This window comes from Streptosporangium sp. NPDC020145, assembly GCF_040631275.1.
Classification (GTDB): domain Bacteria; phylum Actinomycetota; class Actinomycetes; order Streptosporangiales; family Streptosporangiaceae; genus Streptosporangium.
Genome location: NZ_JBEXZT010000017.1, coordinates 44,775 through 71,217, shown reverse-complemented (window position 1 = coordinate 71,217; position 26,443 = coordinate 44,775). Strand labels below are relative to the sequence as shown.

20 protein-coding genes are annotated in these 26,443 nt (G+C 71.9%); 11 read left to right on the top strand and 9 right to left on the bottom strand.

Going from position 1 to position 26,443, the window contains the following annotated elements:
• Nucleotide 1: 1 nt before the first annotated feature.
• Together ABZ463_RS26955 and ABZ463_RS26950 are read right to left on the bottom strand one after the other, a co-directional pair.
• On the bottom strand, nucleotides 2–2,317 hold the full coding sequence (locus ABZ463_RS26955; protein ID WP_362780247.1) for an NACHT domain-containing protein: 2,316 nt from the start codon (nucleotides 2,315–2,317) through the stop codon (nucleotides 2–4).
• Nucleotides 2,318–2,605: 288 nt separating this feature from the next.
• Nucleotides 2,606–3,187, bottom strand: coding sequence for a TetR/AcrR family transcriptional regulator C-terminal domain-containing protein (locus ABZ463_RS26950; RefSeq protein ID WP_362780244.1), 582 nt, complete (start codon nucleotides 3,185–3,187; stop codon nucleotides 2,606–2,608).
• 59 nt (nucleotides 3,188–3,246) lie between these two features.
• Here ABZ463_RS26950 and ABZ463_RS26945 point away from each other — a divergent pair, with 59 nt between their 5' ends.
• Entirely contained in the window at nucleotides 3,247–4,482 is a 1,236-nt protein-coding gene (locus ABZ463_RS26945; protein ID WP_352014434.1) for a beta-ketoacyl-ACP synthase II, read from the top strand.
• A gap of 4 nt (nucleotides 4,483–4,486) precedes the next feature.
• Here ABZ463_RS26945 and ABZ463_RS26940 read toward each other — a convergent pair whose 3' ends face one another.
• The gene (locus tag ABZ463_RS26940; protein WP_362780241.1) at nucleotides 4,487–5,362 is read right to left on the bottom strand and encodes a class II glutamine amidotransferase; all 876 of its coding nucleotides are present in this window, start codon (nucleotides 5,360–5,362) and stop codon (nucleotides 4,487–4,489) included.
• A gap of 164 nt (nucleotides 5,363–5,526) precedes the next feature.
• On the opposite strand from ABZ463_RS26940, the gene ABZ463_RS26935 reads away from it, so the two are divergent.
• The 6 genes from ABZ463_RS26935 to ABZ463_RS26910 are packed head-to-tail and all read left to right on the top strand — an operon-like array spanning nucleotide 5,527 to nucleotide 12,192.
• The gene (locus ABZ463_RS26935) at nucleotides 5,527–6,282 is read left to right on the top strand and encodes a GntR family transcriptional regulator (RefSeq protein WP_352014432.1); all 756 of its coding nucleotides are present in this window, start codon (nucleotides 5,527–5,529) and stop codon (nucleotides 6,280–6,282) included.
• On the top strand, nucleotides 6,273–6,500 hold the full coding sequence (locus ABZ463_RS26930; RefSeq protein WP_352014431.1) for a 4Fe-4S dicluster domain-containing protein: 228 nt from the start codon (nucleotides 6,273–6,275) through the stop codon (nucleotides 6,498–6,500). Before ABZ463_RS26935 ends, ABZ463_RS26930 begins: the two co-directional genes overlap by 10 nt.
• A gap of 16 nt (nucleotides 6,501–6,516) precedes the next feature.
• Complete coding sequence (locus ABZ463_RS26925; protein WP_362780237.1) at nucleotides 6,517–7,947, top strand: ABC transporter substrate-binding protein; 1,431 nt, start codon at nucleotides 6,517–6,519, stop codon at nucleotides 7,945–7,947.
• Nucleotides 7,944–8,801: an ABC transporter permease gene (locus tag ABZ463_RS26920; RefSeq protein ID WP_362780235.1), complete on the top strand. Its 858-nt coding sequence runs from the start codon at nucleotides 7,944–7,946 to the stop codon at nucleotides 8,799–8,801. Before ABZ463_RS26925 ends, ABZ463_RS26920 begins: the two co-directional genes overlap by 4 nt.
• Nucleotides 8,798–9,535, top strand: coding sequence for an ABC transporter ATP-binding protein (locus ABZ463_RS26915; protein ID WP_362780231.1), 738 nt, complete (start codon nucleotides 8,798–8,800; stop codon nucleotides 9,533–9,535). Before ABZ463_RS26920 ends, ABZ463_RS26915 begins: the two co-directional genes overlap by 4 nt.
• The gene (locus ABZ463_RS26910) at nucleotides 9,535–12,192 is read left to right on the top strand and encodes a fumarate reductase/succinate dehydrogenase flavoprotein subunit (protein ID WP_362780229.1); all 2,658 of its coding nucleotides are present in this window, start codon (nucleotides 9,535–9,537) and stop codon (nucleotides 12,190–12,192) included. The genes ABZ463_RS26915 and ABZ463_RS26910 overlap by 1 nt, the downstream gene beginning before the upstream one ends.
• Nucleotides 12,193–12,205: 13 nt before the next feature.
• Here ABZ463_RS26910 and ABZ463_RS26905 read toward each other — a convergent pair whose 3' ends face one another.
• The 3 genes from ABZ463_RS26905 to ABZ463_RS26895 form a co-directional block, all read right to left on the bottom strand.
• Nucleotides 12,206–13,369: an MAB_1171c family putative transporter gene (locus ABZ463_RS26905; protein WP_362780226.1), complete on the bottom strand. Its 1,164-nt coding sequence runs from the start codon at nucleotides 13,367–13,369 to the stop codon at nucleotides 12,206–12,208.
• Nucleotides 13,362–13,913 carry a hypothetical protein gene (locus ABZ463_RS26900; protein WP_362780223.1) on the bottom strand — a complete coding sequence of 184 codons (552 nt, stop codon included), beginning with the start codon at nucleotides 13,911–13,913 and terminating at the stop codon, nucleotides 13,362–13,364. Before ABZ463_RS26900 ends, ABZ463_RS26905 begins: the two co-directional genes overlap by 8 nt.
• A 143-nt stretch (nucleotides 13,914–14,056) precedes the next feature.
• Nucleotides 14,057–14,413, bottom strand: a complete 357-nt coding sequence (locus ABZ463_RS26895; RefSeq protein ID WP_362780220.1) for a hypothetical protein — start codon at nucleotides 14,411–14,413, stop codon at nucleotides 14,057–14,059.
• A gap of 648 nt (nucleotides 14,414–15,061) precedes the next feature.
• On the opposite strand from ABZ463_RS26895, the gene ABZ463_RS26890 reads away from it, so the two are divergent.
• Complete coding sequence (locus tag ABZ463_RS26890; protein WP_362780218.1) at nucleotides 15,062–16,135, top strand: ParB N-terminal domain-containing protein; 1,074 nt, start codon at nucleotides 15,062–15,064, stop codon at nucleotides 16,133–16,135.
• 1,484 nt (nucleotides 16,136–17,619) lie between these two features.
• A complete protein-coding gene (locus ABZ463_RS26885) occupies nucleotides 17,620–18,489 on the top strand; it encodes a ParB N-terminal domain-containing protein (protein ID WP_362780216.1) in 870 nt (289 codons plus the stop codon).
• On the opposite strand, the gene ABZ463_RS26880 is transcribed toward ABZ463_RS26885, so the two are convergent.
• Nucleotides 18,447–19,124, bottom strand: coding sequence for a CGNR zinc finger domain-containing protein (locus tag ABZ463_RS26880; RefSeq protein ID WP_362780214.1), 678 nt, complete (start codon nucleotides 19,122–19,124; stop codon nucleotides 18,447–18,449). The two genes, ABZ463_RS26885 and ABZ463_RS26880, sit on opposite strands and share 43 nt — an antisense overlap.
• 26 nt (nucleotides 19,125–19,150) lie before the next feature.
• Here ABZ463_RS26880 and ABZ463_RS26875 point away from each other — a divergent pair, with 26 nt between their 5' ends.
• Nucleotides 19,151–19,630, top strand: coding sequence for a GNAT family N-acetyltransferase (locus tag ABZ463_RS26875; protein ID WP_362780212.1), 480 nt, complete (start codon nucleotides 19,151–19,153; stop codon nucleotides 19,628–19,630).
• Nucleotides 19,627–20,868 carry an MFS transporter gene (locus tag ABZ463_RS26870; protein ID WP_362780209.1) on the top strand — a complete coding sequence of 414 codons (1,242 nt, stop codon included), beginning with the start codon at nucleotides 19,627–19,629 and terminating at the stop codon, nucleotides 20,866–20,868. The genes ABZ463_RS26875 and ABZ463_RS26870 overlap by 4 nt, the downstream gene beginning before the upstream one ends.
• Nucleotides 20,869–21,014: 146 nt before the next feature.
• Here ABZ463_RS26870 and ABZ463_RS26865 read toward each other — a convergent pair whose 3' ends face one another.
• Both ABZ463_RS26865 and fusA read right to left on the bottom strand, forming a co-directional pair.
• Nucleotides 21,015–23,906, bottom strand: a complete 2,892-nt coding sequence (locus ABZ463_RS26865; protein ID WP_362780207.1) for a DUF6493 family protein — start codon at nucleotides 23,904–23,906, stop codon at nucleotides 21,015–21,017.
• Nucleotides 23,907–24,311: 405 nt separating this feature from the next.
• A complete protein-coding gene (gene fusA, locus ABZ463_RS26860; RefSeq protein ID WP_362780204.1) occupies nucleotides 24,312–26,357 on the bottom strand; it encodes an elongation factor G in 2,046 nt (681 codons plus the stop codon).
• Nucleotides 26,358–26,443: the final 86 nt, after the last annotated feature.

Here is a 26,443-nt window from a genome sequence, read left to right as displayed (position 1 = left end):
TCTAGTTGTGCCACGTCAGGAGGTACTCCTGGAACCTCACATGGCGGAACTGGTAGACGGCGCCCACCCGGCGCAGGAGACCGCGCCGGTGGGTGTCGTCCAGGAAGTCCATGAACCGCCACGGCACCCTGCCCAGCAGGGCGAGCCACGCCTTCGCCACCGCGTAGCGGCCCCACACCGACGTCGTCAGCCCCATGAGGTGGTCGGCGAGCGCGTATCCGAGCCCGAAGACGGTCGCCGGGAGCACGGCAGCCCGGACGCCGTAGGCGAACGTGTAGGCGATGCCCGTGGTGACGCCGATCGTGGTGAACAGCGTGAGGCTGCGGGCGAGGGCCGCGAGCCGTTCGGCGCGCCGGGTCGAGCGCGGGCTCAGCGCGAGGGTGACGTCGGTCGACACGTCCAGCCAGATGTTCAGCCCGTCGATCACCCCGAACGCGAGGCCGACCAGGATGCCGACGAGCACGCCGAACCACGACGCCGAGATCGCCCAGGCCGTCACCCCGACCCCGACGCCGGTGACACACCCGATGGCGACGTGGCGGACGAACGCCACGGCTCCCCGGCGGGAGGCGAACCTGACCTCGCTCGGCTCGGACCGGGTCGAGATGGTCAGGTATCCGTCGGCGAGGCCGACCGCGAGGCCGAGGCCGACCCCCTCGGCGACCGCCCGGTACAGGCCGCCCGTCTGGTAGACCACGAACCCCTGGACCAGCCCCGTCACCATGCCCAGGACGCGGCCCGCGCCCAGCGCCAGCCTCCGTTCGAGGGGCGTCTTCTCGTTCAGGCCGATGAGGGGGGTGAGGAGGCCGCCCCGCGTCCCGGACTCCCGCAGCCCGCGCAGCCAGGCGTTCATCGGCCCCTTCAGGATCCCCTCAAGGCTCCACCGTTCGGTACGGCGGTCGCCCGCCAGGAGGAGCACGGCGACGGCGAAGACGACGGCGGCGACGGGGCCGAAGACGAAGCCCACGACACACGCCCCGACGACGGCGGCCGGGGCGTGCACGACGGCCGCGGGGGCCGCGGTCTCCAGGTGCCACCACGCGATGTCCGGCCGGTCCCTGCCGCTCAGGTTGCGGGCCAGGAAGGTCAGCCAGACCTGGACGTCGCCGGCCTGCGGGCCACGCCGTTCGTCGGGGTAGGCGGCCCGGACGAGCTCGCCGAGCAGGTGCTCCTCGACCAGGCCGGCCGTGGCGAGACGCGGCTGGAGCAGGACCGCCGCGTCCCCCGGCCGGTCACCGTAGATCGCGCGCGCCAGCGTCACCATGAGCGGCGTGCGCAGCGCCGTGGCGACCGGCCCGTCGGGGTTGTCCCGCATCTCGGCGAACACCGGGTCCCAGCGGCGCACGCGGGGCCTGGCCGTCGCCCCCCTGAGGTACTCCTCGACCCTCGCGCAGCCGAGGGGCTGCAGCACGACGGCCGCCCCACGGGTGACGGCGTCGCCGGCCAGTACGGCGGCGCGGTACTCGTTCGTCCTGCTCGTCAGGACGATCTGGCGGTCCCGTCCCAGCCAGCCGTTGACGTCGGTGATCGCCTGGGGCCGGGTGGGCTCGGCGAGTTCGTCCAGGCCGTCCAGGATCGGCAGGACCAGGTTGTCGTGCAACAGGCGCCTGGCGAGCTCCCGCGCGTCCCGGTGCCGGGGTGAGCCGAGCTGGTAGTTCGTCGCCAGCTGGTCGGCCAGCCACTCCTCCAGCGGGATCTCGGCCGGGTTCCACCTGTTCAGCGGGATCAGGACCGGGACGGGCCGCCCGGGCACGCGGCGTTCCAGCAGTTCGAGCAGGAGGGTCAGGGCCAGGACCGACTTGCCGGAGCCGAGCGGCCCGAGGATCACCAGCCGTCCGCCGGGCAGGCTCTCGAAGAAGTCGGCGACCTGGGCGAGGTCGCCGTCCAGGGGCACGTCGGCGCGGGCGGCCCGCGCGTCCCCGGCCCTGGCGGCGGGCAGCGCGTAGATGGGGTCGGTGAGCTCCTCCTCCTTGGTCCAGCTGACGTTCAGCGGCCAGGGGTCGTTGAGCCTGCGCAGGGCCGCCTCCGCCTCCCACTGCTCACGCACCGCCACGGCCAGCTGGTCGGCGACCTTGAGCAGCGCGTCCGCCTCGGACTTCGGCGAGGAGCCACCGGCCCGAGGCCCGAAGAAGCGTTCGAGCTGCGACAGGAGCAGGCCGGCCGCCGCCGTGAGCACTCCCAGGACGGCGCCCCACCCGGCCGCCTGGTCCTGCCTGACGAAGAAGATCAACACTGAGATGAGGACGGCGGACCCGCACACCAGGGAGAAGACCGCTATGAAGATCCTTCTGGCCCACGATCGCCTTTTGGGGACCATTCCCACTCCTTGGCCGGCCCCGTACGGAATCTGCCGACAATGGAATCAGGTGGCCAACCCTGATTCAAGGAGTTTTTCCCGTTCTGTCCTGGCCGGTCGTGGATTTGTGGCGGCCTTCCCGGGCGTGCTGGGGGTTTCGCCTGGTCGGCGGGCGGGGTGGGTGTCTTTCCGCGGTGTCGCCGGGCCTGTGCGGGTTTCCACGTCCGGGGATTCGAGGCGTCCCCTCCGGTGAGTGTCATTTTTCCCGATAATCCGGAAATATCGGGTTTTGTGGGAATGGTGGGGCTTCTACTTCTCGTGGACCGTCAGAACCCCGGCGAGGTCGATGTCGCTTGAGCGACCGCCGAAACCGGACTCCGAGATCAGCCGGGCCCCGAGGACGGCGCTCCAGAAGGTGCGCGCCTCGACGGCGGCGGGACGGTCGATGACCCAGCCGTGGCGGTCGAGCACCACGGTGAGATAGCGCTCCGCCAGCCGGAACAGCAGGGTGAGGTTGTGCTGCGCCACCGGCCGCAGCTCGGGCCTGAGCCGCGTCGTCGACATCGCCTGCACGGCGACCGGTACGGCGGGCAGCGCCAGCGCGGTGCGGGCCATCGCCTCACGGAACGCCCTGGGCGTGCGCTGCCGGTGCCCGACCGGCTCCAGCCGTTCGGCGTCGCGGAGCAGCATCAGGAACGCCGCGTGGACGAACAGGGCGTCCTTGGACCCGAAGTAGTAGGTGATCTGGTTCGGGTGCGCGCCGGCCGCCGCCGCGATCTCGGCCACGCTCACCGAGCCGAAGGGGTGCTCGGCGAAGAGCGCCACGGCCTGGTCGAGAAGCTGCGCGCGGGTGCGTCGGCCCCGGCTCCGGGGAGGGTCGCTCGTGGGCATGCTGTATTTGTATGCGATACAACTATGCCGGAGCAAGCCGGAACATCGAGGGGATCAGCATGAGCGTTCAGGACGTCGTCGTCACCGGTCTCGGGGCGACCACGCCTCTCGGTGGGGACGTCGACTCACTGTGGGAGGGGCTCCTCGCCGGGCGCTCCGGCATCCGGCGGATCGACGACCTCGTGGCGCCCTTCGCCCACGCCGACGACCTGCCGGTGCGGATCGCCGCCCCGATGGCCGTCTCCCCCGACGAGGTGCTGCCCCGCGTCACGGCCCGGCGGATGGACCGCTGCCAGCAGGCCGTACTCGTCGCCGCGCGGCAGGCCTGGGCCGACGCCGCCATGCCCGAGGTCGATCCCGACCGTCTCGCGGTGGTGGTCGGCACCGGCATCGCGGGCATCGGCACCCTCCTGGAGCAGGACGACCTGATAGAGGAGAAGGGGCCCCAGCGGATCGCCCCGCTCGCCGTCCCCATGCTGATGCCGAACGGCCCGGCCGCCTGGATCAGCCTGGAGTACGGCGCCAGAGCCGGCGTGTACACACCCGTCTCCGCGTGCGCGTCGGGTGCCGAGGCCCTCGCGTTCGCCGCCAGGCTCATCCGGTCCGGCGAGGCCGACGTCGTCATCGCCGGTGGCACGGAGGCCGCCATCACGCCGTTGACCATCGCCGGTTTCGCCCAGGTTCGCACGCTGTCGAAGCGCAACGACGCCCCCGAGCGCGCCTCACGGCCGTTCGACGTCGACCGTGACGGCTTCGTGCTCGGCGAGGGCGCCGGTGTCATGGTCCTGGAGCGGGCGGACTTCGCGGCCGCGCGGGGCGCCCGCCCGATCGGCCGGTTGGCGGGCTTCGGCATCACCTCGGACGCCCATCACATCACCGGCCCCGACCCGACGGGCGCGGGCCAGACCCAGGCGATCCTCAGGGCCGTCTCCTCCGCCGGGCTCCGGCCGGAGGACGTCGACCACGTCAACTGCCACGCGACGTCCACCGTCGTGGGAGACGTGGGCGAGGCGGCCGCGATCCAGCGGGCGCTCGGGAACGACGTCGTCCTCACCGCGCCCAAGTCCAGTCTCGGCCACCTCGTCGGCGCGGCCGGTGCGGTCGAGGCCATCGTCACCCTGCTGTCGGTCGCCAACAGCGTCATCCCACCCACCCTCAACCTCGACAGCAAGGACCCCGAGGTCGAGCTTGAGGTCGTCAGCGGTGAGCCCCGCAAGCAGCACCTCGGCGCGGCGGTGTGCAACTCCTTCGGGTTCGGCGGCCAGAACGTCTCCCTGCTCTTCACCGCTCCCTGACCGGTCAGCGGACCCCGGCGCGCTGGGAGGCGGCGGCGTCGGGGCGCAGGTCGGCCAGGGTCAGCGGGTGCGCCGGGGGATCGGTCAGCAGCGCCGTACGGACGAGGCCCAGATCGGGGCCGTTGTGCAGGAGTTCGCCGGGCTCCATCAGCCGCCAGCCGGGGTTGTCGTCCATCCGCTCGCTGGCCACGACGAGCGCGGGCGCCCGCGACAGGTCGCCGGAGTGCACCCGGATGCGCCCGCCGGTTCCCGTGTGGTCGAGGTGCCGGTCGCCGTGCCTGCCGCCGGGGGCGCGTTCGAGCACGTACAGCTCGTGGGTGTCCGGGTAGCGCAGCGCCCACAGCCCGCCGGGGGTGGCGAGGACGAGGTTGAGCGCGTACAGCGGCAGGTGTCCGGCGATCCACCGCACGGCCCGGCCGAGCCCGGCGGCCACGTCCCCGCCGCTCGCCCTGATCTCCTTGGTGACCAGGGCGAACACCCGTTCCGAGTCGGTCTCCCCCTTGACCAGTGAGCGCGCGTCGCCGAGGTGCTCGTCGAGCAGGTCGAGGCCCTCGACGACCCCGTTGTGCGCGAACAGCCGTCCGTCCTGCTCGAAGGGGTGGGTGTTGCGGACGTCGAGGCCGCCGGTCGAGGCGAACCTGATGTGGGCCACGAAGGTGGCCGAGCGCACGGTCCTGGCCTCCTCGGCGAAGCGCCGGTCGGCGTAGGCGGCGACGGGCTCCTTGCGCACCCGCGGCTCGCCGTTCTCCTCGAAGTAGCCGAGACCGGTGCCGTCGGGGTCGCGGTGCCCCTGGACGCTGAGGCTGTCGGGGGCGTCGAGCAGCCAGAACGTGGCGCGGGCCCGTTGCGGCGCGCTGGTCATCCCGAACAGACGGCACATCCCGCCCCCCTTCTCTCAGGAGACCTTCCCCGGGCGTGGCAGATCTTGCCCGGTCGGCGGTGAAAGTCCAGGTGGGGAAGTGCCCTGGGTGGCGCAATCCGACCGTTATGCCATTTTCCCTACTCATTTAATAGGCTTTTCCTGTGAGACAGTCCGACGGCCGCGTGAGAGCGGCAACGGTGGCGTCCCGGAGCAGGGCCGACCGGGCCAGACAGGTGGCCGACCTGCTGCGGCGGGAGATCGTGCACGGCGGGTACGGCGCCGGGCGGCTCCCGCTCGAAGCCGCGCTCGCCCGCGAGTTCGGGACCTCGCGCAACGCCATCCGCGAGGCCCTGGACCTGCTGCGCGGTGAGGGGCTCGTCGAACGCTGCCCCGGCGTCGGCACCACGGTCGCCGCCGAGAAGTACCCCCACGACCTGCACCGGCTCCTCGGCCTCGCCGAGACCCTCCACGAGCACGGCCGGGTCACCAACGAGGTCCGCACGATGAGCCTCATCGCCCCGCCCGCCGCCGTCGGACGCAGGCTCGGCCTCGCCGCCGGGGAGCAGGTCGTCTACCTCGAACGGCTGCGCAGCCTCAACGGCCTGCCGCTCTCCCTCGACCTGACCTACCTCGTCCGCGACGTCGGCGAACCGCTGTTCGACGCCGACCTCGAAGGCAACGACATCTTCGTGCTGCTCGAACGCGTCACCGGCCAGCCCCTCGGTACGGCGGAGCTGACCATGGAGGCCGTCAACGCCGACGCCCACACCGCCGCCGTGCTCGACGCCCCACGCGGAGCCGCCCTGCTCATGATCGAGCGGCTCACCCACCTGTCGGACGGACGCCCCGTCGACCTGGAGTACGTCCGCTTCCGCGGGGACCGCCTGACCATGCGCGGCCACCTGCACCGCGGCCGGGAGGAGGACACATGCCCCTGATCAACCAGCGCGTCGAGGTCCCGGTGACCATCGACGAATCCCTGTGCATCGACGGCTGCACGCTCTGCGTCGAGGCCTGCCCGCTGGACTCCCTCGCCATCAGCGACGAGACCGGCAAGGCCTACATGTACGTCGACGAGTGCTGGTACTGCGGCCCCTGCGCCGCCCGCTGTCCCGTGGACGCGGTCACCATCAACATCCCCTACCTGCTGCGCTGAAGGACCCGACCGTCAGATGAGACCTCTCCGTACGGCGGCGCTGGCCGCCCTGACGCTCCTGCTCTCCGGCTGCTCGGTCGCCGGTGCCGGCGGCTCCGACGGCTCCTCCGGGGACGGGAAGATCCACCTCGTCGTCGGCTACCAGTCGAAGACGATCAACACCGTGACCGCCGGGACGCTGCTGCGCTCGCTCGGCTACCTGGAGAAGCGGCTCGGCGACCGTTACACCGTCGAGTGGCAGGACCACGACACCGGCGCCCCCATCACCGCCAAGATGGTGGCCGGGAAGATCGACATCGGCTCGATGGGCGACTACCCGCTGCTGATCAACGCCTCCCGCACCCAGCAGACCCCCTCGGCCCGCACCGAACTGGTCTCCATCACCGGCTACAACCTGCGCGGCGCGCTCAACATGGTCGTCGTCGCCAAGGACTCGCCCGCCAGGACGCTGGCCGACCTCAAGGGAAGGAAGATCTCCGCGAGTGTCGGCTCCGCCGGGCACGGCACCCTGGTCCAGGCGCTGGAGAAGGCGGGCATCGACCCGGCGACCGGCGTGGAGACCGTCAACCAGCAACCCCCGGTCGGCGCCTCGGCGCTGGAGTCCGGCGGAGTCCAGGGCTACGCCCAGTTCGTCGCCTGGCCCGGCCTGCTGGTCTTCCAGGACAAGGCGCGCCTGCTCTACGACGGCGCCGCCCTGGACGTGCCGACCTTCCACGGCGTCGTGCTGCGCCAGGCCTACGCCAAGGAGTACCCCGAGGTCGTGGACGCCTTCCTCAAGGCACAGCTCGACGCCACCCGCTACCTGCACGAACACCCGCTCCAGGCCGCGCTGACCGTGGCCGGCCAGACGGGACTTCCCCCCGAGGTCGTCTACCTCTACAACGGCCCCAACGGCGTCTCCACCTTCGACGCCACCCTGAAGCCGCAGCTCAAGGCCGCCCACGAGCACGACGTGCCCTACCTCAGGCGCATCGGCGACGGCTTCTCCGGGGTGGACGTCACGACGTTCGTCAACGACACCTACCTCCGCAGGGCGTACGGCCCGGCCTACGAGACCGACCTCGCCTCGACCGTCAACCCCGCCGCGATCACCGGAACCGACCCCGTCTGCGACGTCCCCGTCAAGGACCCGGCGACCGCCTCCGAGCTGTGGCTGTCCGGCCAGGACACCACCCGGCCCGCCGCGACCCCCACCTGCCTGCTGCGGCAGATCGCCGGGGCGGGCACCGCGAAGGTCCGCGCCGCCTACGTCCCCGACACGGCCACCGGAACCCGCTGGTTCGCCGACCGGGCCGTCTGGGTCAGGGACCCCGACGGTGGAAAGAACGCCGAGTTCCTGCCCTTCACCACCGAGGACGGCGCCAGGGCCTACCGCGACGCCCACCCCGGCACCGAGGCCGTCACCTACGACGACGCCCTCAAGGCCGTCCTCAAGGCGTCCCGGTGACCGGCCCCGCGCGTCAGAGCGTCCAGGACCGCCCGGTGACCCGCCCCGCCGTACGGCGCGGGCGCCCCCAGGGCCACCCGGCCGTGCGGTGGGCGACCAGGATCGGCTGCCTGCTGGTGGCGACCGGGCTCTGGCAGGCGCTCACCGCGACCGACGCCCGACTGTGGCTGAGGTTCGACCGGCTGCCGGGGCCCGGTGAGGTCGCCGCGCGTTTCGCCACCCAGCTCACGACCCGGCTGTACTACCTCGACCTGCTGCAGAGCCTCATCCGCATCCTCACCGGCTTCGCGCTGGCCGCCGTCGCCGGGATCACCGTCGGTGTGCTGATCGCCCGCTCCCGCCGCGCGGGCGACGTGCTGCTGCCGCTCCTTGAGGCCGTACGGCCCATCCCCGCCATCGCCCTGGTGCCCATCGCGATCCTGCTGTTCCCCACCGACGAGCAGGGCATCGTGTTCATCACCTTCACCGCCGCCTTCTTCCCCGTCATGGTCAGCACCCGGCACGCCGTACGGGCGCTGCCCACGCTGTGGGAGGACGCGGTCAGGACGCTCGGCGGGAGCCGTCGCCACGTGCTGTGGAACGTCGTGCTGCCCGGCACCCTGCCCGGCGTCTTCGGCGGCCTCTCGGTCGGCATGGGGGTGGCGTGGATCTGCGTGATCTCCGCGGAGATGATCTCCGGCGAGTTCGGGGTCGGCTACCGGACCTGGCACGCCTACACGATCGTCGACTACCCCGGGGTGATCGTCGGGATGGTCACCATCGGCGCCCTGGGCTGGCTGACCTCCTCCGTCGTCGAACTGGTCGGCAGACGCGTCACCCGCTGGCTGCCGCGTGGGGAAGGGAGCGGGACGTGACACTCACCAGCGGGATCACCGTGGGGGCGGGCCGTACCGGGCTTTCGTTCCGGCTCGACGGGGCCGGGTTCGGCTACGGCGGGACGGCCGTGCTGCGCGACGTCGCCCTCGACGTCGCGCCCGGCGAGGTCATGGTGGTCGTCGGGGCCTCGGGCTCGGGCAAGTCCACGCTGCTGCGGGCCCTCGCGGGGCTGCTGCCCGCCTGGGAGGGACGTGTCCTGGCCGGGGACGAACCGGTCACCGGCCCCGGCGCCGAGCGCGCCATGGTCTTCCAGGACGACGGCCTGCTGCCGTGGCGCACCGTACGGCGCAACGTCGAACTGCCGCTGGCCATCAGGGGAGTCCCCCGGCGGGAACGCGCGCGGGCCGCCACCGAGTGGATCGACCGGGTCGGCCTGGCCGAGGCCGCGCAGCGGCTGCCCAGGGAGCTGTCCGGCGGCATGCGCCAGCGGGTGCAACTGGCCCGCGCCCTGGTCGGCGCGCCGCGCGCGGTGCTGATGGACGAACCCTTCGGCGCCCTGGACGCCCAGACCAGGGCCGACATGCAACGCCTGCTGCTGGACGTGCTGCGCGACACCTCGGCGACGGTCGTCTTCGTCACCCACGACGTGGACGAGGCGCTGCTGCTGGCCGACCGCGTCGCGGTGCTCGGCCGTACCGGGGTCAAGACCGTCCTGGAGACGCGGGGCGGGCCCAGGGCGGCCCTGCGCGAACGCATCCTGAAGGAGCTGTAGTGGAGATTCCCCCGGTCACGGACCGTCTCGAACTGGTGTGCGAGGTGCTCGTCGTCGGCGGCGGCACCGCGGGCACGATGGCCGCGATCACCGCGGCCGAGCGCGGCGCCCGGGTGCTGCTGCTGGAGAAGGCCCACGTACGGCACAGCGGCGCCCTGGCCATGGGCATGGACGGGGTCAACAACGCCGTCATCCCCGGCAAGGCGACCCCCGAGGACTACGTCGCCGAGATCACCAGGGCCAACGACGGCATCGTCAACCAGCGGACCGTCCACCAGACCGCGACCCGTGGCCACGACATGGTCCGCAGGCTCGAAGGCTACGGCGTGAAGTTCGAGAAGGACGAGTACGGCGACTACGCCGTCCGCCGGGTGCACCGTTCGGGCAGCTACGTGCTGCCCATGCCCGAGGGCAAGGACGTCAAGAAGGTCCTCTACCGGGTGCTGCGCCGCCGCGACATCAGGGAGAGGGTCAGGATCGAGAACCGGGTCATGCCCGTGCGCGTCCTGACCGAGGGCGGCAGGGCGGTCGGCGTCGCCGGGTTCGACACCCGCAGCGGGAGGTTCGTCGTCGTACGGGCCGGGGCGGTCATCCTGGCCACCGGCGCCTGCGGGCGGCTCGGCCTGCCCGCCAGCGGCTACCTCTACGGCACCTACGAGAACCCGGCCAACGCCGGGGACGGCTACGCCATGGCCTACCACGCCGGGGCCGAGCTGAGCGGCATCGAGTGCTTCCAGATCAACCCGTTGATCAAGGACTACAACGGCCCCGCCTGCGCGTATGTGGCCAACCCGTTCGGTGGGTACCAGGTGAACGGGAAGGGCGACCGGTTCGTCGACTCCGACTACTGGTCGGGGCAGATGATGGCCGAGGTCGCCTCCGAGATCGACTCCGCCCGCGGCCCCATCTACCTCAAACTCACCCATCTGCCCGAAGAGAGCGTCTCGGCCCTTGAGACCATCCTGCACTCGACGGAACGACCGACCCGGGGCACCTTCCACGCCGGGCGGGGCCACGACTACCGCACCCACGACGTGGAGATGCACATCTCCGAGATCGGCCTGTGCGGCGGCCACTCCGCCTCCGGCGTCTGGGTGGACGAGAACGGCGCCACCACCGTCCCCGGCCTGTACGCCGCCGGAGACCTGGCGTGCGTCCCGCACAACTACATGATCGGCGCCTTCGTCTTCGGCGACCTCGCCGGGGCGCACGCCGCCGCCGGCCAGCGGGTCCCCGCGACGCTCCCCGAGGACCAGGTCGCCGCCGCGCACGAACTCGTCTACCGGCCGCTGCGCAACCCCGAGGGGCCGCCGCAGCCGCAGGTGGAGTACAAACTGCGCCGCTTCGTCAACGACTACGTCGCCCCGCCCAAGACCGGCGCCAAGCTGGAGATCGCGCTTGAGTCCTTCGAGCGGATGCGCCAGGAGATCGCCGCGATGGGCGCGCACACCCCGCACGAGCTGATGCGCTGCGTCGAGGTGGACTTCATCCGCGACTGCGCCGAGATGGCCGCCCGTTCCTCCCTGGTGCGCACCGAGAGCCGCTGGGGCCTCTACCACGACCGCGCCGACCTGCCGGAACGCGACGACGAGGGCTGGCTGTTCCACCTGAACCTGCGCCGCCGGTCCGACGGCGCCATGGAGTTCGTCAAGCGTCCCGTCGAGCCGTACATCGTGCCCGTCGAGGAGTTCCAGCCGGTCCAGGCCGAGCCCGTGCTCATCGGCGCCCACACCAGCGCCCCGGTGCGCACGGCCGTGGAGACCCGCTCGGCCGGGACCGCCGTCGGCCGCTCGCCCCGCATCCTGGAACTGCACCGGCTCGCCGAGGAGCAGCCACCGGTCGAACGGCTCACCCCCTACCTCGCCGACCCCGACCCCAAGGTGCGCCGGGCGGCCATCGCGGTGCTCACCGAGACCGTGCCCGACGGCGCCGGTCAGGCGCTGGTCGCCGCCCTGGCCGACGACCACGGCATGGTACGGCGGGCCGCCGCCAACGGCCTGCGGGAACTCGTCGAGGTGCTGCCCGCCGACGCCGCGCTCGGCGCGGGCCTGACCGCCCGGACGGACAGCCAGGACGCCATGGTCAGGGCGAGCGCGCTGGACGTGCTGCGCGCCCTGCGGCTGGGAGACGCCGAGGTCTTCGCGGCGGGCATCCGGGACGCCGACCACCGGGTGCGCATCGAGGCGATCCGCGGCCTGGTCTCCCTCGACGCGTCCGGCCTGGTGGCCGAGGCGGCCGGAGACGCCTCCCGGGAGGTCCGTGTCCGGGTGGCCACGGGGCTGGGCACGATCGGCAAGCCGTCCGCCGCCCTGGAGACGCTCGCCGACGACCCCGACCCGCTCGTCAGGGCCGCCGCCCTCGAATCGTCCGGCGCCACCGGCTCCCCGCTGACGGCGGCGGCCGTACGGGGGCTGGGGGACGCGGCCTGGCAGGTGCGGGTGGGTGCGGCCCGCTGCCTGGGCGCGTCCGACCCCGAGGTCGCGGTGCCCCTCCTCACCGAGGCCGCGACCGACCCCAACCTCGACGTGCGCAAGGCCGTCGTCCTCGCGCTGACCCCCTGGAGCGCGCGGCCGGAGGTGACCGAGGCGCTGCGGGCCGTACTGTCCGACCCGGACGCCGACGTCCGCGCCTACGCCCGCCGGGCCCTGCCCGCGTGATCTCCCGGGAGGGTCAGGCCTCGTCGCCGAGACGGGCGTAGGCGCGGGACAGCCGGGTGAGGTAGGCGACCTCGTCCTTCATGAGCGTCATGGTCGGCGCGTTCACCCTTCCTGACGCCCGCTCCGGCTTCAGGTGGCCGTCCTCCGCGTCCGCACCGCTTTCCCCGGCGGAGAACGCGCGCAGGGCACGGGAGATCGACCGGGCACGGGCCACGGTGTCGGACAGGGACCCCTGATCAAGGCCCGGGTCCCGGTAGGGCTCCAGGATGAGCAGCCCGTCATGGATCTCGATCACCCTGCGGTACAGCCGGTACCCGGCGGCGTTGCCGAGCGTGTGGGAGGCCTGACTCCGCAGGTACGGCATCGCGTCCGTCAACGCCAGCCACAGGGGGTGCAGGCGGCGCAGCGCCCGCCGCTGGGCCACCGCCCGCAACGGCGCCGTCAACCGGGGCCCCCACACGCTGATCGTCGGTCCGGCGAGGAAGAGGACGACCGTGCCGAAGCCGAGGTACGTCGCCGCGTAGGTGGTCGCCCCGAGCGGGAGCGGCAGGTGCAGGTAGCTCGTCACGACGGTGGCCCCCAGGTAGAGGCAGTACGCCATGCCGAAGACGCCACCCGCGAGGAGAAGCTCCATCCCCACCCGGAGATACCGCCGCCGGGTGTACTTCCTGTACCGCCCGGCCGCGCGCAGCGTGGCGACCAGCACGATGGCGATGTAGCCGATGAAGACCGTGTAGCAGCCGACGACCAGGGGATTTCCCCCGTAGACGGCGAGGAAGCTCGCGCCCACGTCGTCCCGGGTGCCGGAGCCGATGAGCAGCACGCCCATGGTGGAGGTCGCGCAGAGCACCCAGAACGCGCGGACGCGGGGGCGTGGCGAGGGGCCGCCCGGACGGTGTGTGAGGTAGGAGACCACCGTCCAGAACGCCGCGACCGAGTACAGGATGAGGCTGAACGCCATCCAGCGCCCGAGACCGTCGACACCGGTCAGGGCGTCGATCCTGGGACGGAGGGACGGGGACTGCGCCAGAGCTCCCAGGCTGACCGTCACCATGTGCACAAGGGAGGCGATGTCGGTGGCGGAGCGGCGGCGGGAGACCAGGTGGCGGGTCATCGGGATGACGATCGCCCAGATGATGACGATCTCCACCCAGTAGATGAAGAGGAAGTCAATCACGTGGACGTCCCGTCTGGGTGCCCCAGGTGCGTTCGATGTTCCTGATCACGTCGGCGATCTCGGGAGGCGGCTCCGCCGCGGAGACGAGATTGAGGTCGGGGGAGAGCACGCGGGGAGCGAGGACGAGGTCGGCGAACACCTCCGCCTCGTCCTCGGCGGGAGTGCCGTAACCGTTACGGCAGAGCACGCTTCTGATCATCTCGGGATCCAGGTCGGGCATGAGCACGTTGTGGAGGACTTCACCGCGCCACCCGCTGTCCTGGTGGCCGAGCAGGAGGTGCCCGAGCTCGTGCAGGATGATGTGGCACTGGTGCAACGGGGAGCCGCTGCGGGCGTAGCACAGGAAATCGGCCGTCTTCGACTTTATGTAGAGCCCGCACGGCATGCTGCGGGCCGCCGATATGGGGACCAGAAAAATCTGGCGCCCCTGCCGTTCCCCGACACGGCTGACGAACAGATCAAGATCGAAGGGGTCGGGAATGATGTCGCCGTCCTCAAGCTCCTCGATCAGAAGCTCACAGGACGTGCGCTGTGTCCTCTTCAACGATGGCCGTCCGACACGTGGGTTTCCCTGGCTTCTGAGCGTTTCCAGAACACCGTATCGTGTTTTTTCGCCTGGCGATATCGCACCGGGGTCTCCTTGAATGTCACAAAAGAAGAGGACGGTGGATTCGCATTTCTCGCCTCCTACGTGCCTGATTCCTCTTCCGGGGTCCTCTGGGCGGTGGGCGGCGCCGCCGGGGCCGGGCTGATGGCCGCCTCAAGGCCGCGGATCGCCTCGATGATCCGGCTGATCCGCTCCCGTCCCTCGTCCGAGGGGTCCAGCAGGCGTCCGACCAGCCACTGGACCTGGTTGTCCCGCATGGTGCGCAGGAGTTTCAGCTGTTCGTCGATGCGGCGAACCTGGGCGTCGACCCGGGCCTCGTCTCCCGATTCGAGCATGCCGGGTTCGTAGAGATAGATCGGGTCGACACCGAAGAAGTTCGCCAGTGCGACGACCTTGTCGAGACTCAGATTTCCCGGCCTGTGGCCCTCACGGATCATCTGCAGATATTGCCGGGAAACGCGGATACGGCCCCCGGTCTGTTGCCGAATGGCTTCCGCGACCTCTCCGTAGGAGAACTCACGCCGGGCGGGATTCGGATCCGTTGCCCGCTCGGGGTGGAGGCGCAACTGGAACAGGGTGTCCAGTTTCTCCGCCAGGCTGGCTGGTTTTTGGGGCGTAGGCATACTTCTCCGAGGCCGGTGGTGGCGTGTCAACCAATATACAAAGGGATCGCTTCGATCGCGTCCACGGAAGCGGTGCACGGGTTCTCCCCGGTCACGAGTGCTACGACGGAGATATGAGGACGGCCGCCGCGTGCCCCTCCGTGGTCGCGGGGTTACCTCTCACCGGGCTTGTCCACCGTGGTCGCAGAGCGGGCCGGTGTCAACTGTTGTCTCGATATACAGCAATCAAGGCTGCTTCAGTTGACAATCACAGGGTGGGAAAGTCACAGTGACCATGGCTGGTCATGGACATCGTTCGGAAGGGAAAGGGAAAGCGGAGCCACGCGCGGTCGTCGACCGTCCCGCTCCGGTCCGTGAGTCCCGGGCATGGCCTGGACCGGCCGGAACACCGTCGCGGATCTGTTTCCAGCACCACGACCCGGGCGGAGACGGAACACGGCCGGGGCGTTCATGGAGGACTCGTTGACCACCTCAACGCAAGGATGGGGAGAACGCGCCGCCGGGCGTGACCTGGCCGGGGCGGCCGTGCTCGGCGAGGACTACCGGTCCCGGCTATCAGAGGTCGGAGTGGTCTCCGTCACCTTGTTGCTTCCCTCGGACTCACCACGGATCCTCGGGGAGGACCCGCAGCACGTACGGCTGCTCGCGGAGCTGGACACCGTACCGCCCCCGTTGGTCGCGCACCGGTGGAGCATGCGCGTCGTAGACGGGATGCACCGGCTGCGGGCGGCGACGCTGCGGGGGGAGGGAACCGTACAGGTGCGGTTCTTCGACGGCGACGACCACGAGGCCTTCGTGATCGCCGTCAGGGAGAACACCACCCACGGCCTCCCGCTCTCCGCCGACGACCGCGCCAGGGCGGCCGGCCGGATCGTCCGGTCGTATCCTCACTGGTCCGACCGGGCGATCTCCAGGATCGTGGGGCTGTCCGCCCGGGTGGTGCGCGACATCCGCCGTGCCGCGTCTCCCGAAGGCGCCCAACCGGCGGTACGGCTGGGACAGGACGGCCGGGTCCGTCCCCTGGACAGCTCCGCTGGCCGGACCCGCGCGGCTGAGCTGATCATGAAGGAGCCGAGCGCCTCGCTCCGGCGGATCGCACAGCAGGCGGGGATCTCGCCGGGCACGGTACAGGACGTCCGCGACCGTCTACGGCGTGGGGAGGGCCCGCTGCCCAGTTCCGCACGGCCCATGAAAACACGGCCCGAACCGGAGCCACAGTCACAGCGGAAGCCGGAAAGTCCTCCCCTCAGGAGCGTCCCGTCCAAACCGGGGTACGGCTGGCGCCGGGCGTCGCCGCTCGGTGCCCTGATCAACGACCCGTCGTTCCGGTCCGTCGAGCGCGGCCGGATCCTGCTGCGGCTGCTCAGCGCGGGCACCCTGCTCGCGGCGTCGGGGGAGGACCTGCTCGACGCGGTCCCCGAGCACTGCGTCGGCCTGGTCAGCCAGGCCGCCAAGGCGAACGCCGCCGCCTGGATGGCCTTCGCCACCGACCTCGAACGAAGAACGACGCGGTCCAAGGCGAGGGCGAAGGGGTGACGGGTGGCGGCTCCGTACGGTCTGGACGGCGCGGGGGCGCGTCCCGGTTCCGTAGGGTGAGGTCGAGTCGTACGCGATGATCCGCCACCCGTCACCGCCGGGTACGACGCCCGTCCCCCTCGCGACGCGGCCGTGGCTCCCCTTCGAAGTCGGCCAGGACCTCGAAGGGCGAAACGCCGCTAGCGCGAAACCGACATCAACGCCCTCCTCAACGCCTCATCTTGATCGTCGTCTTTCGTCGGTGCGTGCCTGTCGGTGGAGCGGTGGCCGTCGGCCTGGGTACCGTCCGCCGCCCTGGAGACGCTCGCCGACGACCCCGACCTCGACGTGCGCAAGGTCGTGGAGCGCGCGGCCGGAGGTGACCGAGGCGCTGCGGGCCGTACTGTCCGACTCGGACGCCGACGTCCGCTGGGGCCCTGACCGCCTGACCGCTCCCCGGGCCCTCGGCGAAGGGCTCGGACGGGGTGCTCCGGCTGCCTCCCGGACGGAGCGGGGATCTGAGACCCGGGGCCCACGTGGGGAATTCGCCGGGTTTCGACGACGGCCGGGCCCGGGAAATGCGAGGCGTTCTCGGCGCATAGAACTTCTCGGCCTTTCCTGAGGTGGCGGGCACGGTCCCTTCGGGTCGTGCGGCATTGTTCGGGTGTCAACAGGGCGGGGATCGGGCGGTATTTTCCCGGCCGGGCGTCGTGTCGATTCGCGAACGGGACGGAAGTCCCTTTCACGGAGGGGGTGGGAGCATCGTCGCCGCCGTCCGTGTGAATAAGCGGTTGACGGGAGGACCGAAGCGGCAGAGGTCGCGATTACCTGTCTGACAATAGTTGACAGTCACTCTTGAGGGTGACATATTGTTTTGCGATATCAACAGGGTGAATGTTTTACCAGGTCAATCTGTTCCGGTCGGCCCGTGTGGTCTTCATGTCTCGGGGAGTGGGGGGTCGTCTTTCGCAGCCCTGGGGCGCTGAAAGAGGGAACGGTCCGTGTCGGACCGAAACGGGTTCCGGGCGGGGCGTTAACGGTCGTGTCGATATTCGTTCAGAACGTGTTCTTCCTCCGCCCGTCGTGCCGGAGGTTTCCGGGGTGCGCCGCTGACGGGGCCGGGTCGCCGTCTCCGTCGACCGGTCGGCGCCTCTGTGGCGGTATTCCGTGAGAAGAGTGCGGCCGTCGGCGATTTATCGGCCGTGACGCCCGCGGAAACGAGATATCGGTAAAGCGGTGGTGGGGCATTCCTTCTTTCGGGGCGCGCGACACCGGAACGCGTGATCGGCGTGTCGGACGACCTGGTCCAGGAACGGAGAAAGGGCACCCTTCGCCGAGGGAGAAGAGAATTGGCTGTTCAGGCCGGAGAGACGGCGTCGTCAGACGGCGCCCACACGAGAGAGGGCTATCAGCCCGAGCTTTCCGCGGTTGAGACGGTCCCCGTCGGTTCGCTGCTTCCCGCTGACTCCCCACGGCGCCTCGGGGAGAACGCCCAGCACATACGCATGCTCTCCGGTACGGAGGACACGTTGCCTCCGGTGATCGTGCACCGGGAGACCATGCGGATCATCGACGGAATGCACCGGCTACAGGCGGCGGTCGTACGCGGTGAGGAGACCATTCGTGTGCGGTTCTTCGAAGGCGACGAACACGACGCCTTCGTGGTGGCCGTCAAGGAGAACACGGCCCACGGCCTCCCGCTCTCCACGGGGGACCGCGTCGCGGCGGCGGCCCGTATCCTCCGCTCGCACCCGCACTGGTCGGACAGGGCGATAGCCAGGATCTCGGGCCTGTCCGCGCGGAAGGTGGCGGACATCCGCCGCACCGTACTCCCGCAGGACGCGCAGCCGAAGGCCCGGCTGGGGCGTGACGGCCGGACACGCCCGCTGGACGGCTCCGCCGGCCGGATGCGCGCCGCCGAACTGATCGTCAAGGAGCCGCAGGCCTCCCTGCGGAGGATCGCGCAGCAGGTGGGGATCTCACCGGGCACGGTGCGGGACGTCCGCGACCGGCTGCGACGTGGGGAGGACCCCCTGCCGAGGGCACTGCGCCCGCGGGCGCCGGAGAGGACGCCGCCCGGGTCGCGCCGGCCTTCGGCGTCCGAACCCGGGCGCGACCAGCGCCGGAGGTCGCCCCTGAACATCCTGATGAAGGACCCCTCCCTCCGGTCCGCGGAACGCGGCCGGCACCTCCTCCGCCTGCTCAGCGCCAACGCCGCGCTCGCCCAGTCCTCGGAGTGGCTGGTCGGCGTCGTCCCGGAGTACTGCGTCGGCCTGGTCTGCCAGGTGGCCATGGAGAACGCCGCCGTGTGGGAGAGGTTCGCCGAGAACCTTCAGCGGCGGACGGTGCGGCGGCCCGGCCCCCGGGAAAGCTGACCGGGCTCGTGCCGGTCCCGGGGGGCGTGTACGGGCTCCCGTAGGACGGCGCCCTCGATTGTGCCTTCTGCGGTGTCCCCAACGGTGCCCTCGGTGGCGTCCCCGGTGGTGCTCTCGGCGGCGCGGCCCGCGCGGTGCCGGCGAACCGCGTCGCGGTTGGCGCACCGCTGGGAGCAGTAACGCTGCCGCCCGGTACGGGAGGTGTCGGCGAAGACCGTGACGCACTCGGCCACGGCGCACCGCCGGAGCCGGTGCATTCCCCGCCCGACCAGATGCAGTGCGGTGCCCACGGAGATGAGCGCGAACAGCACGGCGCCGAGCGACCGCTGGTCGTCGCGGTAGTGCAGGTGCCAGCCGCTGCCCGCGTGGTCGGTCAGCCGTGGGTAGGCGGCGGACCCGGCCAGCATGCGGTTGACCAGTTCGGCGCGTTCGTGCTCGTCGTCGGCGTCGACGACCTTCTCCCACTCGTCGAGTACGGCATGGACGCGGTCCACGTCCTGCGGGGTGACCGGGTGTTCCAGCACGAGTCCGGCGGCCTCGCAGCGGTCCGCGAGCTCCTCGGCGGTCGCCGGGCGCCGGTTGGCCAGATCCGCGGCGAGGTTCACGGCGTCTCCGCCGTAAGGGTTGAGGTGCATAAGACCATTACATCACCCTTGTCCGTATGACACATCACACCGGCGTGCGCCAGGCGTCCCAGGACGACATCGCCGAACTCGTCCGCCTGCGGGCGCTGCTGTTCGGAGACCTCGGCGGAGACTTCTTCAACCCCTCGTCGGCGGGCGACGAATGGCGGACGGCCCTCGCCACGGTCCTGAAGGAGAAACTGACGCGGGACGACGCGCGCATCCTCGTCGTGGACGGCCACGAAGGCCTCGCCGCCTGCGGCATCGGCACCGTCGAGCAGTGGTTTCCCGGCCCGCACTCGCGCAACGGCCGCATCGGACACGTGATCGGCGTCGTCACCGATCCGGCGTATCGCCGACGTGGCCACAGCCGCGCGATCATGCGGGGCCTGCTCGACTGGTTCAGGGAGAGCGACGCCGTCCGGGTCGACCTGTACGGCTCCCGCGAGGGCGAGCCGCTCTACCGGGAACTCGGCTTCTTCGACCATCCCGACCCCGCGCTGTGCTGGCGCCCGTGAGGGAGCGGTACCGGTGGGTCGTCCTCGGCGTCGCCACCTTCACCCAGGCCGCCTCCGGATTCTTCGTGCAGGGCATCGGGGCGATGGGCGTCCACCTGCAACGCGACCTCGGCCTGAGCACGGCCCAGCTCGGCCTGCTGCTCTCGGCGGCGCAACTGGCCCCCCTGGTCGGGCTGCTGGTCGCCGGGGAGCTGCTGGACCGCCACGACGAGCGCTGGGTCGTCGGGGCGGGCGCCTGCGTCGTCGCCGTGAGCCTGGGGGTGGGTGGCACGACGCGGACGTATGAGTCCCTGCTCCTCGTCCTGCTGGCCGTCGGCGCCGGATACAGCACCGTCCAGCCCGGTGGCAGCAAGTCGGTGGCGTCCTGGTTCGACACGTCCCAGCGGGGGCTGGCGATGGGAATCCGCCAGGCGGGCCTGCCGCTGGGGGGTGCGCTCGCCGCGGCCACGCTGCCCGCCCTCGCCGCCGAACTCGGCCTGCGGGCGGCGCTCACGGCCGGTGCGCTCGTCGCGCTGCTGGGCGCCGTCGCCTTCGTGGCCCTCTACCGCAGGCCGCCCGCGCGGCCTCTCCCCGGCTCTCCGGGCGGCTCGCTCGGATCGCGGTCACGGACGCTCCGCGAACCGGCCATGGTGAGGACCGTTGTTTCCGGGATGAGCCTGGTCTCGGTGCACAGCGGGATCGGCGTCCTGACCGCGCTGTACCTCCACGAGGTGACGGCCCTCGAAGCGGGCCCGGCGGCCCTGGTCCTGGTGGCGGTCCAGGGGGCGGGGGTCGCCGGTCGCGTCTGCCTGGCGGCCTGGAGCGACCGAGGCCGATCCGGACGTCACACTTGTGTCCTGACCTGCGTGGCCGCCGTGACCGTGGGGATGTCGGCGCTGGCCACCCCGGTGGGGCGTTCGCCCGTGGCGGCCTGCCTGGTGTTCGTCTGGCTCGGCTTCTTCGGAATCGGCTGGTACGGCCCATGGGTCGCCCACGTGGCCGAATCGGCGCCCCCGGGCAGGACGGGCTTCGCCCTCGGCGCGGCCATGGCCGCCAACCAGATCGCCGTCGTCCTGGCGCCGCCCGCCCTCGGCCTGGTCAAGGACCTGACCGGCGGCTTCACGGCGCCCTGGCTGCTGCTGTCCGCGCTGACCGCCGTCACCCTGCCGGCCACGGCCTCCGGACGCCACCGGCCCCGACGGTACGGCCCGGCGGAAGCCGTACGAGAGCAGGACACGAACGAGGTCTCGGGTCACTGACGGTCTTTCTGGCGGCCGGAACCGGCGGATCCGGCCGGTGGTGAGCGCATGCCGGAGCGAGGAGGCCCGACGCGTCACCGCACGCGTTCCAGGCGCATGGCCGGGACCGACTCGGCGACGGCGACGCCGGGCGCGACCTCCGTACATCAGCCGGCCCCTTGCCCGGCCTTCTCGGTCTTCCCGGCCTTCTCGGGGGCCAGCAGGTCGCGCAGCCGGGTGCACTCACGGACGAAACGGCTCCTGCCGCCCCGCGCCGCGTGGGACGAGACCTCCGGGATCTCACCCTTGGCCCCGGTCCAGGACGCCACGTCGGCGGTGAGGGCCACCAGCTCGGAGTGGACGACGGTCGGCCGTTCCCCCTTGCCCGGCAACAGCATCGGCGTCATGGTCCTGAGGATCTCCCAGACCTGCCTGTGCGCGCCCTGGTGGACGGCCTCGGTGAGGGCGGCCAGCACCGGACGGGTCTCGAACCAGGCGCGGCGGATCAGATACGCCAGCTGACGGCCGACCGCCGCACCGGGCAGATCCCCCCTGGCCGCCATCCGCAGCAACGCCTGTACGGCCTCCGGGCGTTCGGCGGCCAGGAAGTAGGCCAGGACGAGCGCGGTCGCCTCCCCGGCGGGGCCGTCCGCCTGGGTCAGGGTCACGAGATGCGGCGGGTACACCCCCGGACGGTCCCACTGGTAGAGCAGGTGGGGCAGGTAGTTGACGGCGACGACCTCCCGGTGCGACGGCAGGATCGCGGGCCACCACTCCATGGCCTGGCCGTACCCCTCCCGGTACCACCGCGACGGCTCGCCGAGCAGTTCGTCGACGAGGTCGTGCCCGGTCGGCTCGGCGCGCAGCACCGGTATCAGCCGGATGTTCGGGGAGCGCGTCAGCTCGTCGTCGTCGAAGACGCGCTCACGCGCGTTCCTGACGTATCCCCACTTCACGCCCGTCTCGGGGTCGGACAGGCCGCCCCCGGCCAACCAAGTGGCGACGGCCTCCGCCGCCCGCGACCCGACCCGCGCGGCACGCTCCGCCGCCTCGGCGTGGCGCCCCCTCGGCAGCCGCAGCAACGCCTGCCACAGGTCGGCGGGCAGCGGTTCGACCCCCGCCGCCGCGCAGACCTCCAGCCGTTCGACCAGCACGTCGGGTGCGAGATGCCCGGTCATCGACGTGGGCGTCGCCAGCAGAACGGGCGGCAGCGCGCCCTTCCGCAGCGCGTCGTACAGCTCAGCGAACCGGCGCAGCAGGAACATGTGCGGCCCCGAGACGTTCCGGGGGTCGGGCAACCGGTTCCGCGTGCGGTACTTCGCTGGGAGAAGGCTCAGGCCGAAGCGCGGTTCGGCCCGGTCCGGCGAGGGCATGAGCAGCCTCTGCGCGAAGACCCCGAGCTCCGCGACCCGGCGGAAGATCTCATCCCGCCAGTCCCTGGGCAGGAACTCGTCCTCGTCGGCGGCGGCGTGCGTCACCGAGAAGCCCGTACCGGCCAGGGGATCGACCGGTGCGGCCTCCGGCACCCCGGGGTCGCTCCCGGAGGCGACGACCTCCCTGGCGAGGGCGGTGATCCAGGAGGAGGCGTCGAGCCACGGTCCCGTCCCGTCGTCCAGGCGGGAGAAGGCCGCCAGCCGCTCGCGCAGGGCCGTACGGTCACCCCCGGCCTGCCTGACGAAGGCGGCCAGCCACCGCTCGCACCCCACCCAGCCGCCGTGGGGGTCGTCCAGCGAGGGGGCGGGGAAGGGGCCGGGCTCCTCGACGACGGGCAACGCCGCGGGGGCGAACGCTTCGGGTGTCTCCGCCCCCGCGATCTCGCCACCGAACACCGCCGCCACCTGCGCGCCGAGGTCGGCGGGCAGCGACGGAACGGCGTCGGTGATCGTCGCGGCCCCGGCCCCGAACGCGGCGGCGCGCTTGACGGCGATCCGGGCCGCGCGCCGCTGCACCTGGTAGGAGGTGTGCGCGAACGCCGTGGCCAGCGCCGACGCCGTCTCCCCGGCCAGCTCGGGCGCCCGCCGTACCTCCTCGTCGAGCCAGCGCAGGCCCGCGTCGGCCAGCTTCACCTCGGGCCGGAAGACCAGCGCGTCGATCGCCTCGGCGACGTCGGCCGCGTCGTGCGGGCCGGTACGGCGGACCTGGGCGAGCGCCAGCGTGGCGACCGCGCTGGGAGCGGTGGGCAACAGCCGCAGGTAGTCACGCGCCCGGGCGGCGGCCTCGTGCGGCTCCGGCGCGAGGAGTTCGTGCAACCGTACGAAGAACCGCAGGTCGACGGCGTCGCCACCCCGCAGGAAACGGCTCAGACAGCCGTCGAGGAACTCCTCACGTGAGACCTTCCCGGCCTTGAGGAGCCACTGGATCCGGGCGAGCCACAGGGTGGGGGCGGGGGTCAGCCGCTCCTCTCGCAGGGCGCGGCCCACCCCCTCCGCCTCGAAGATCCGGGGAAGCAGCATGTCCGTCAGCGGGTCGTCCTCAACCGTCCCGGCGGAGAGCCAGGCGAGCACGAGCGGGTCGTGCCTGGGCGGCTCGACGCCACACGTCCGCAGCAGCGCCAGCGCCAGCGGGATGACGTGGTCGTCCGCCGTACGAATCTTCCTGGCGAGCCGGACCGCCACGTCGGCCTGCCAGGCAGCGGGACGGGTGGCCAGCGTGCGGACCAGCTCTGCCGGGGGCGGCGCCGCCGCCCATCGAGGGGCGAACTCGCGGCGGGCCAGCCAGGCGACCGCCGCGGCGGGGCCCGAGATCGTGCCCGCGCCGACGATCCGCAGCGGCGTCCCGAACTCGGCGAGCCCGTCGCGCCCCGCCGAACGGGCGGCCGTCTGCGCGGAGGACCGCAACCAGGAGGGCCAGTCGTCCTCCGCGCCGTAGTCGGCCAGGAGGCGGGCCCGCCAGTCCTCACGGGTCTTCCGCTCGGCGTTCTCCCGCAGCTCCGCCAGGAGCTCCGGCAGCCGACGAGCCACTTCGACCCGCTCGGCCTCGGTCAGTACGGCCACGCGGTCCGTCAGCGCCTTGACCCTGCGCGCGACGACGAGGTCGCGTACCTCCTGCCAGGCGGTCACCGGGCCCCCTCCACGACGATCCTGGTGGTCCGCGCACACCCGGAGAAACCACGTCGGTGAGTCGGCGTGCGGCGCGTTCCCGACGGTTCGGTCTCCCACGCGCTCGACACGACGCAGCCGGAGGCCGGCCGTTCCGGACGACCCTCAACCGGCTTGGGAGGCGCGGCGTAGCCGTACGCCCACGTCGCACTTGTCATGCGCGGGACATTAGGGATCGTCACCGACAAAACACGTGCGCACGTGGAAGCCGTCACCCAAGGGCCCTCCTGCGCGCACGCGGGTGAGGCGTCGTGCGGCCCGGCCTCCTGGGACACCCGCAGGGTCCTCCCGCGCACGCGGGTTACGACGCCGAACGGGACGCCTGAGCCCCGCCCGCGCGGACGCGGGCGGGGCCGTTGTCAGGTCCTATCGGGACGGTTCCCCGGCGGAGGCCACGCCCGGCACCGGGGCGTAGCCCGCGGTCCGGGTGGTGAAGGTCCCCCGGCCCCGGGTCCGGCCGCGCAGCCGGGTCGCGTATCCGAACACCTCGGCCAGCGGAACGGTCGCGGTGATCACCACCGTGTCCGTCCTCGCGCTCGTGTCCAGGATCCGGCCACGCCGTGCCGCCAGGTCGCCGAGCACCCCGCCCGCGGTTTCACCGGGCACGACGACCGTGACCTCGACCACCGGTTCCAGCAGCACCATCCGGCAGGCGCGCAGGGCCTCCCGCAGCGCGAGCCGGCCCGCCGCCCGGAACGCGAGCTCGGAGGAGTCCTTGGGGTGGGTGGCCCCGTCGGTCAGCGTGACCCGCAGACCCGTCACCGGATGACCGCCGAGAGGGCCGTCTGCCAGGGCGTCCCGGCAACCGGCCTCCACCGCCCGGACGTACTCCCGGGGAACCCGTCCACCGGTGACGGTCGAGTGGAACTCGAAACCGGCCTCCAGGGGACCCACGTCGAGGACGACGTGGGCGAACTGACCGGCGCCCCCGTCCTGCTTGACGTGCCGGTACAGCAGCCCGGACACCCCCGAGGCGACCGTCTCCCGGTGGGCGACCTGCGGCCGGCCCACACCGACCTCCAGCCCGTTGGCGCGACGGATCTTCTCGACCGCGACCTCCAGGTGCAGCTCGCCCATCCCGGAGAGCACCGTCTGACCGGTCTCGGCGTCGGTCCTGACGGTCAGCGAGGGATCCTCCTCGACCAGCCGCGCCAGAGCCGTCGCCAACCGGTCGGCGTCGCCGCCCCCGCGCGCCTCGACCGCGACGGAGACCACCGGGTCGGTCGCGGCCGGCGGTTCGAGGAGCAACGGAGCCGAGGGCGCGCACAGGGTGGTCCCGGTGCGGGACGTCTTCAGCCCGACCACCGCGACGATGTCCCCGGCCACCGCCCGGTCCACCTCGGTGTGCCGGTCGGCCCGCACCCGCAGGATCCGGCCGATCCGCTCGGTGCGTCCCGTTCCCGCGTCCAGCACCGTGTCCCCCTTCCGTACCGTTCCCGAGTACACACGCACATACGTCAGCCGCCCGGTGGCGGTCGCGTTCACCTTGAACACCAGAGCGGAGAACGGCGCCGCCGGGTCGGCGGCGCGCTCCTGCGGCGAGCCGTCCTGGACGCCGCGTACCGCGGGCACGTCCAGCGGGGAGGGCAGGTAGGCCACGGCGGCGTCCAGCAGCGGCTCGATCCCCCGGTCGCGGTAGGCCGATCCGCACACCACCACGACGCCCTCACCGGTACGGGTCAGGTCGCGCAGCACGGAGGTGAGGGTCCGCGCGGAGACCGCCGACTCCGCGCAGAACTCCTCCAGCGCCACGGGATGCAGTTCGGCCACCGTCTCCTCCAGCAGCCGGCGACGCCGGAGCGCCTCCTCCAGCAGGGGTTCCGGCACCGGACCCTCCGTGAACGCGCCGTCGTCGTCCCAGAGCAACGCCCGCATCCGCGGCAGGTCCACCACCCCGGTGAAGGTGTCCTCCCGCCCGATCGGCAGCTGGACCACCAGCGGGGTCCCGTGCAGCCGGGCGCGGATCGACTCGACGGCCGTGTCGAGGTCGGCCCCGGCGCGGTCCAGCTTGTTGACGAAGGCGATCCGCGGCACCCCGTGCCGGTCGGCCCGCCGCCACACCGCCTCGCTCTGCGGTTCGACTCCCGCGACGCCGTCGAAGACCGCGATCGCGCCGTCGAGCACCCGCAGCGAGCGCTCCACCTCGTCGGAGAAGTCGACGTGGCCCGGGGTGTCGAGCAGGTTGATCCGGTGACCGTCCCAGACGCAGCTCACCGCCGCGGCGAAGATGGTGATCCCGCGATCGCGCTCCTGGGGGTCGAAGTCGGTGACGGTCGTCCCGTCGTGCACCTCGCCACGTTTGTGGGTGGTGCCAGTGACGTACAGGATCCGTTCGGTGACGGTGGTCTTCCCGGCGTCGACGTGGGCGAGGATGCCCAGGTTGCGGACGTTGTTCAACTGGTCGGTACGCACGGCCTACGGCCCTTCTCGGGGTCCGGACAGGACAGCGCGATCGCCTGACGAAACGGCCCGGGACCGGGCCATGGGGAGTCCTCGTG

Coding starts and splice junctions, on each gene's coding strand:
- ABZ463_RS26955 (WP_362780247.1), bottom strand. CDS start 2,317: ATGGTCCCCAAAAGGCGATCGTGGGCCAGAAGGATCTTCATAGCGGTC.
- ABZ463_RS26950 (WP_362780244.1), bottom strand. CDS start 3,187: ATGCCCACGAGCGACCCTCCCCGGAGCCGGGGCCGACGCACCCGCGCG.
- ABZ463_RS26945 (WP_352014434.1), top strand. CDS start 3,247: ATGAGCGTTCAGGACGTCGTCGTCACCGGTCTCGGGGCGACCACGCCT.
- ABZ463_RS26940 (WP_362780241.1), bottom strand. CDS start 5,362: ATGTGCCGTCTGTTCGGGATGACCAGCGCGCCGCAACGGGCCCGCGCC.
- ABZ463_RS26930 (WP_352014431.1), top strand. CDS start 6,273: ATGCCCCTGATCAACCAGCGCGTCGAGGTCCCGGTGACCATCGACGAA.
- ABZ463_RS26925 (WP_362780237.1), top strand. CDS start 6,517: ATGAGACCTCTCCGTACGGCGGCGCTGGCCGCCCTGACGCTCCTGCTC.
- ABZ463_RS26895 (WP_362780220.1), bottom strand. CDS start 14,413: ATGATCCGTGAGGGCCACAGGCCGGGAAATCTGAGTCTCGACAAGGTC.
- ABZ463_RS26885 (WP_362780216.1), top strand. CDS start 17,620: ATGCTCTCCGGTACGGAGGACACGTTGCCTCCGGTGATCGTGCACCGG.
- ABZ463_RS26880 (WP_362780214.1), bottom strand. CDS start 19,124: ATGCACCTCAACCCTTACGGCGGAGACGCCGTGAACCTCGCCGCGGAT.
- ABZ463_RS26875 (WP_362780212.1), top strand. CDS start 19,151: ATGACACATCACACCGGCGTGCGCCAGGCGTCCCAGGACGACATCGCC.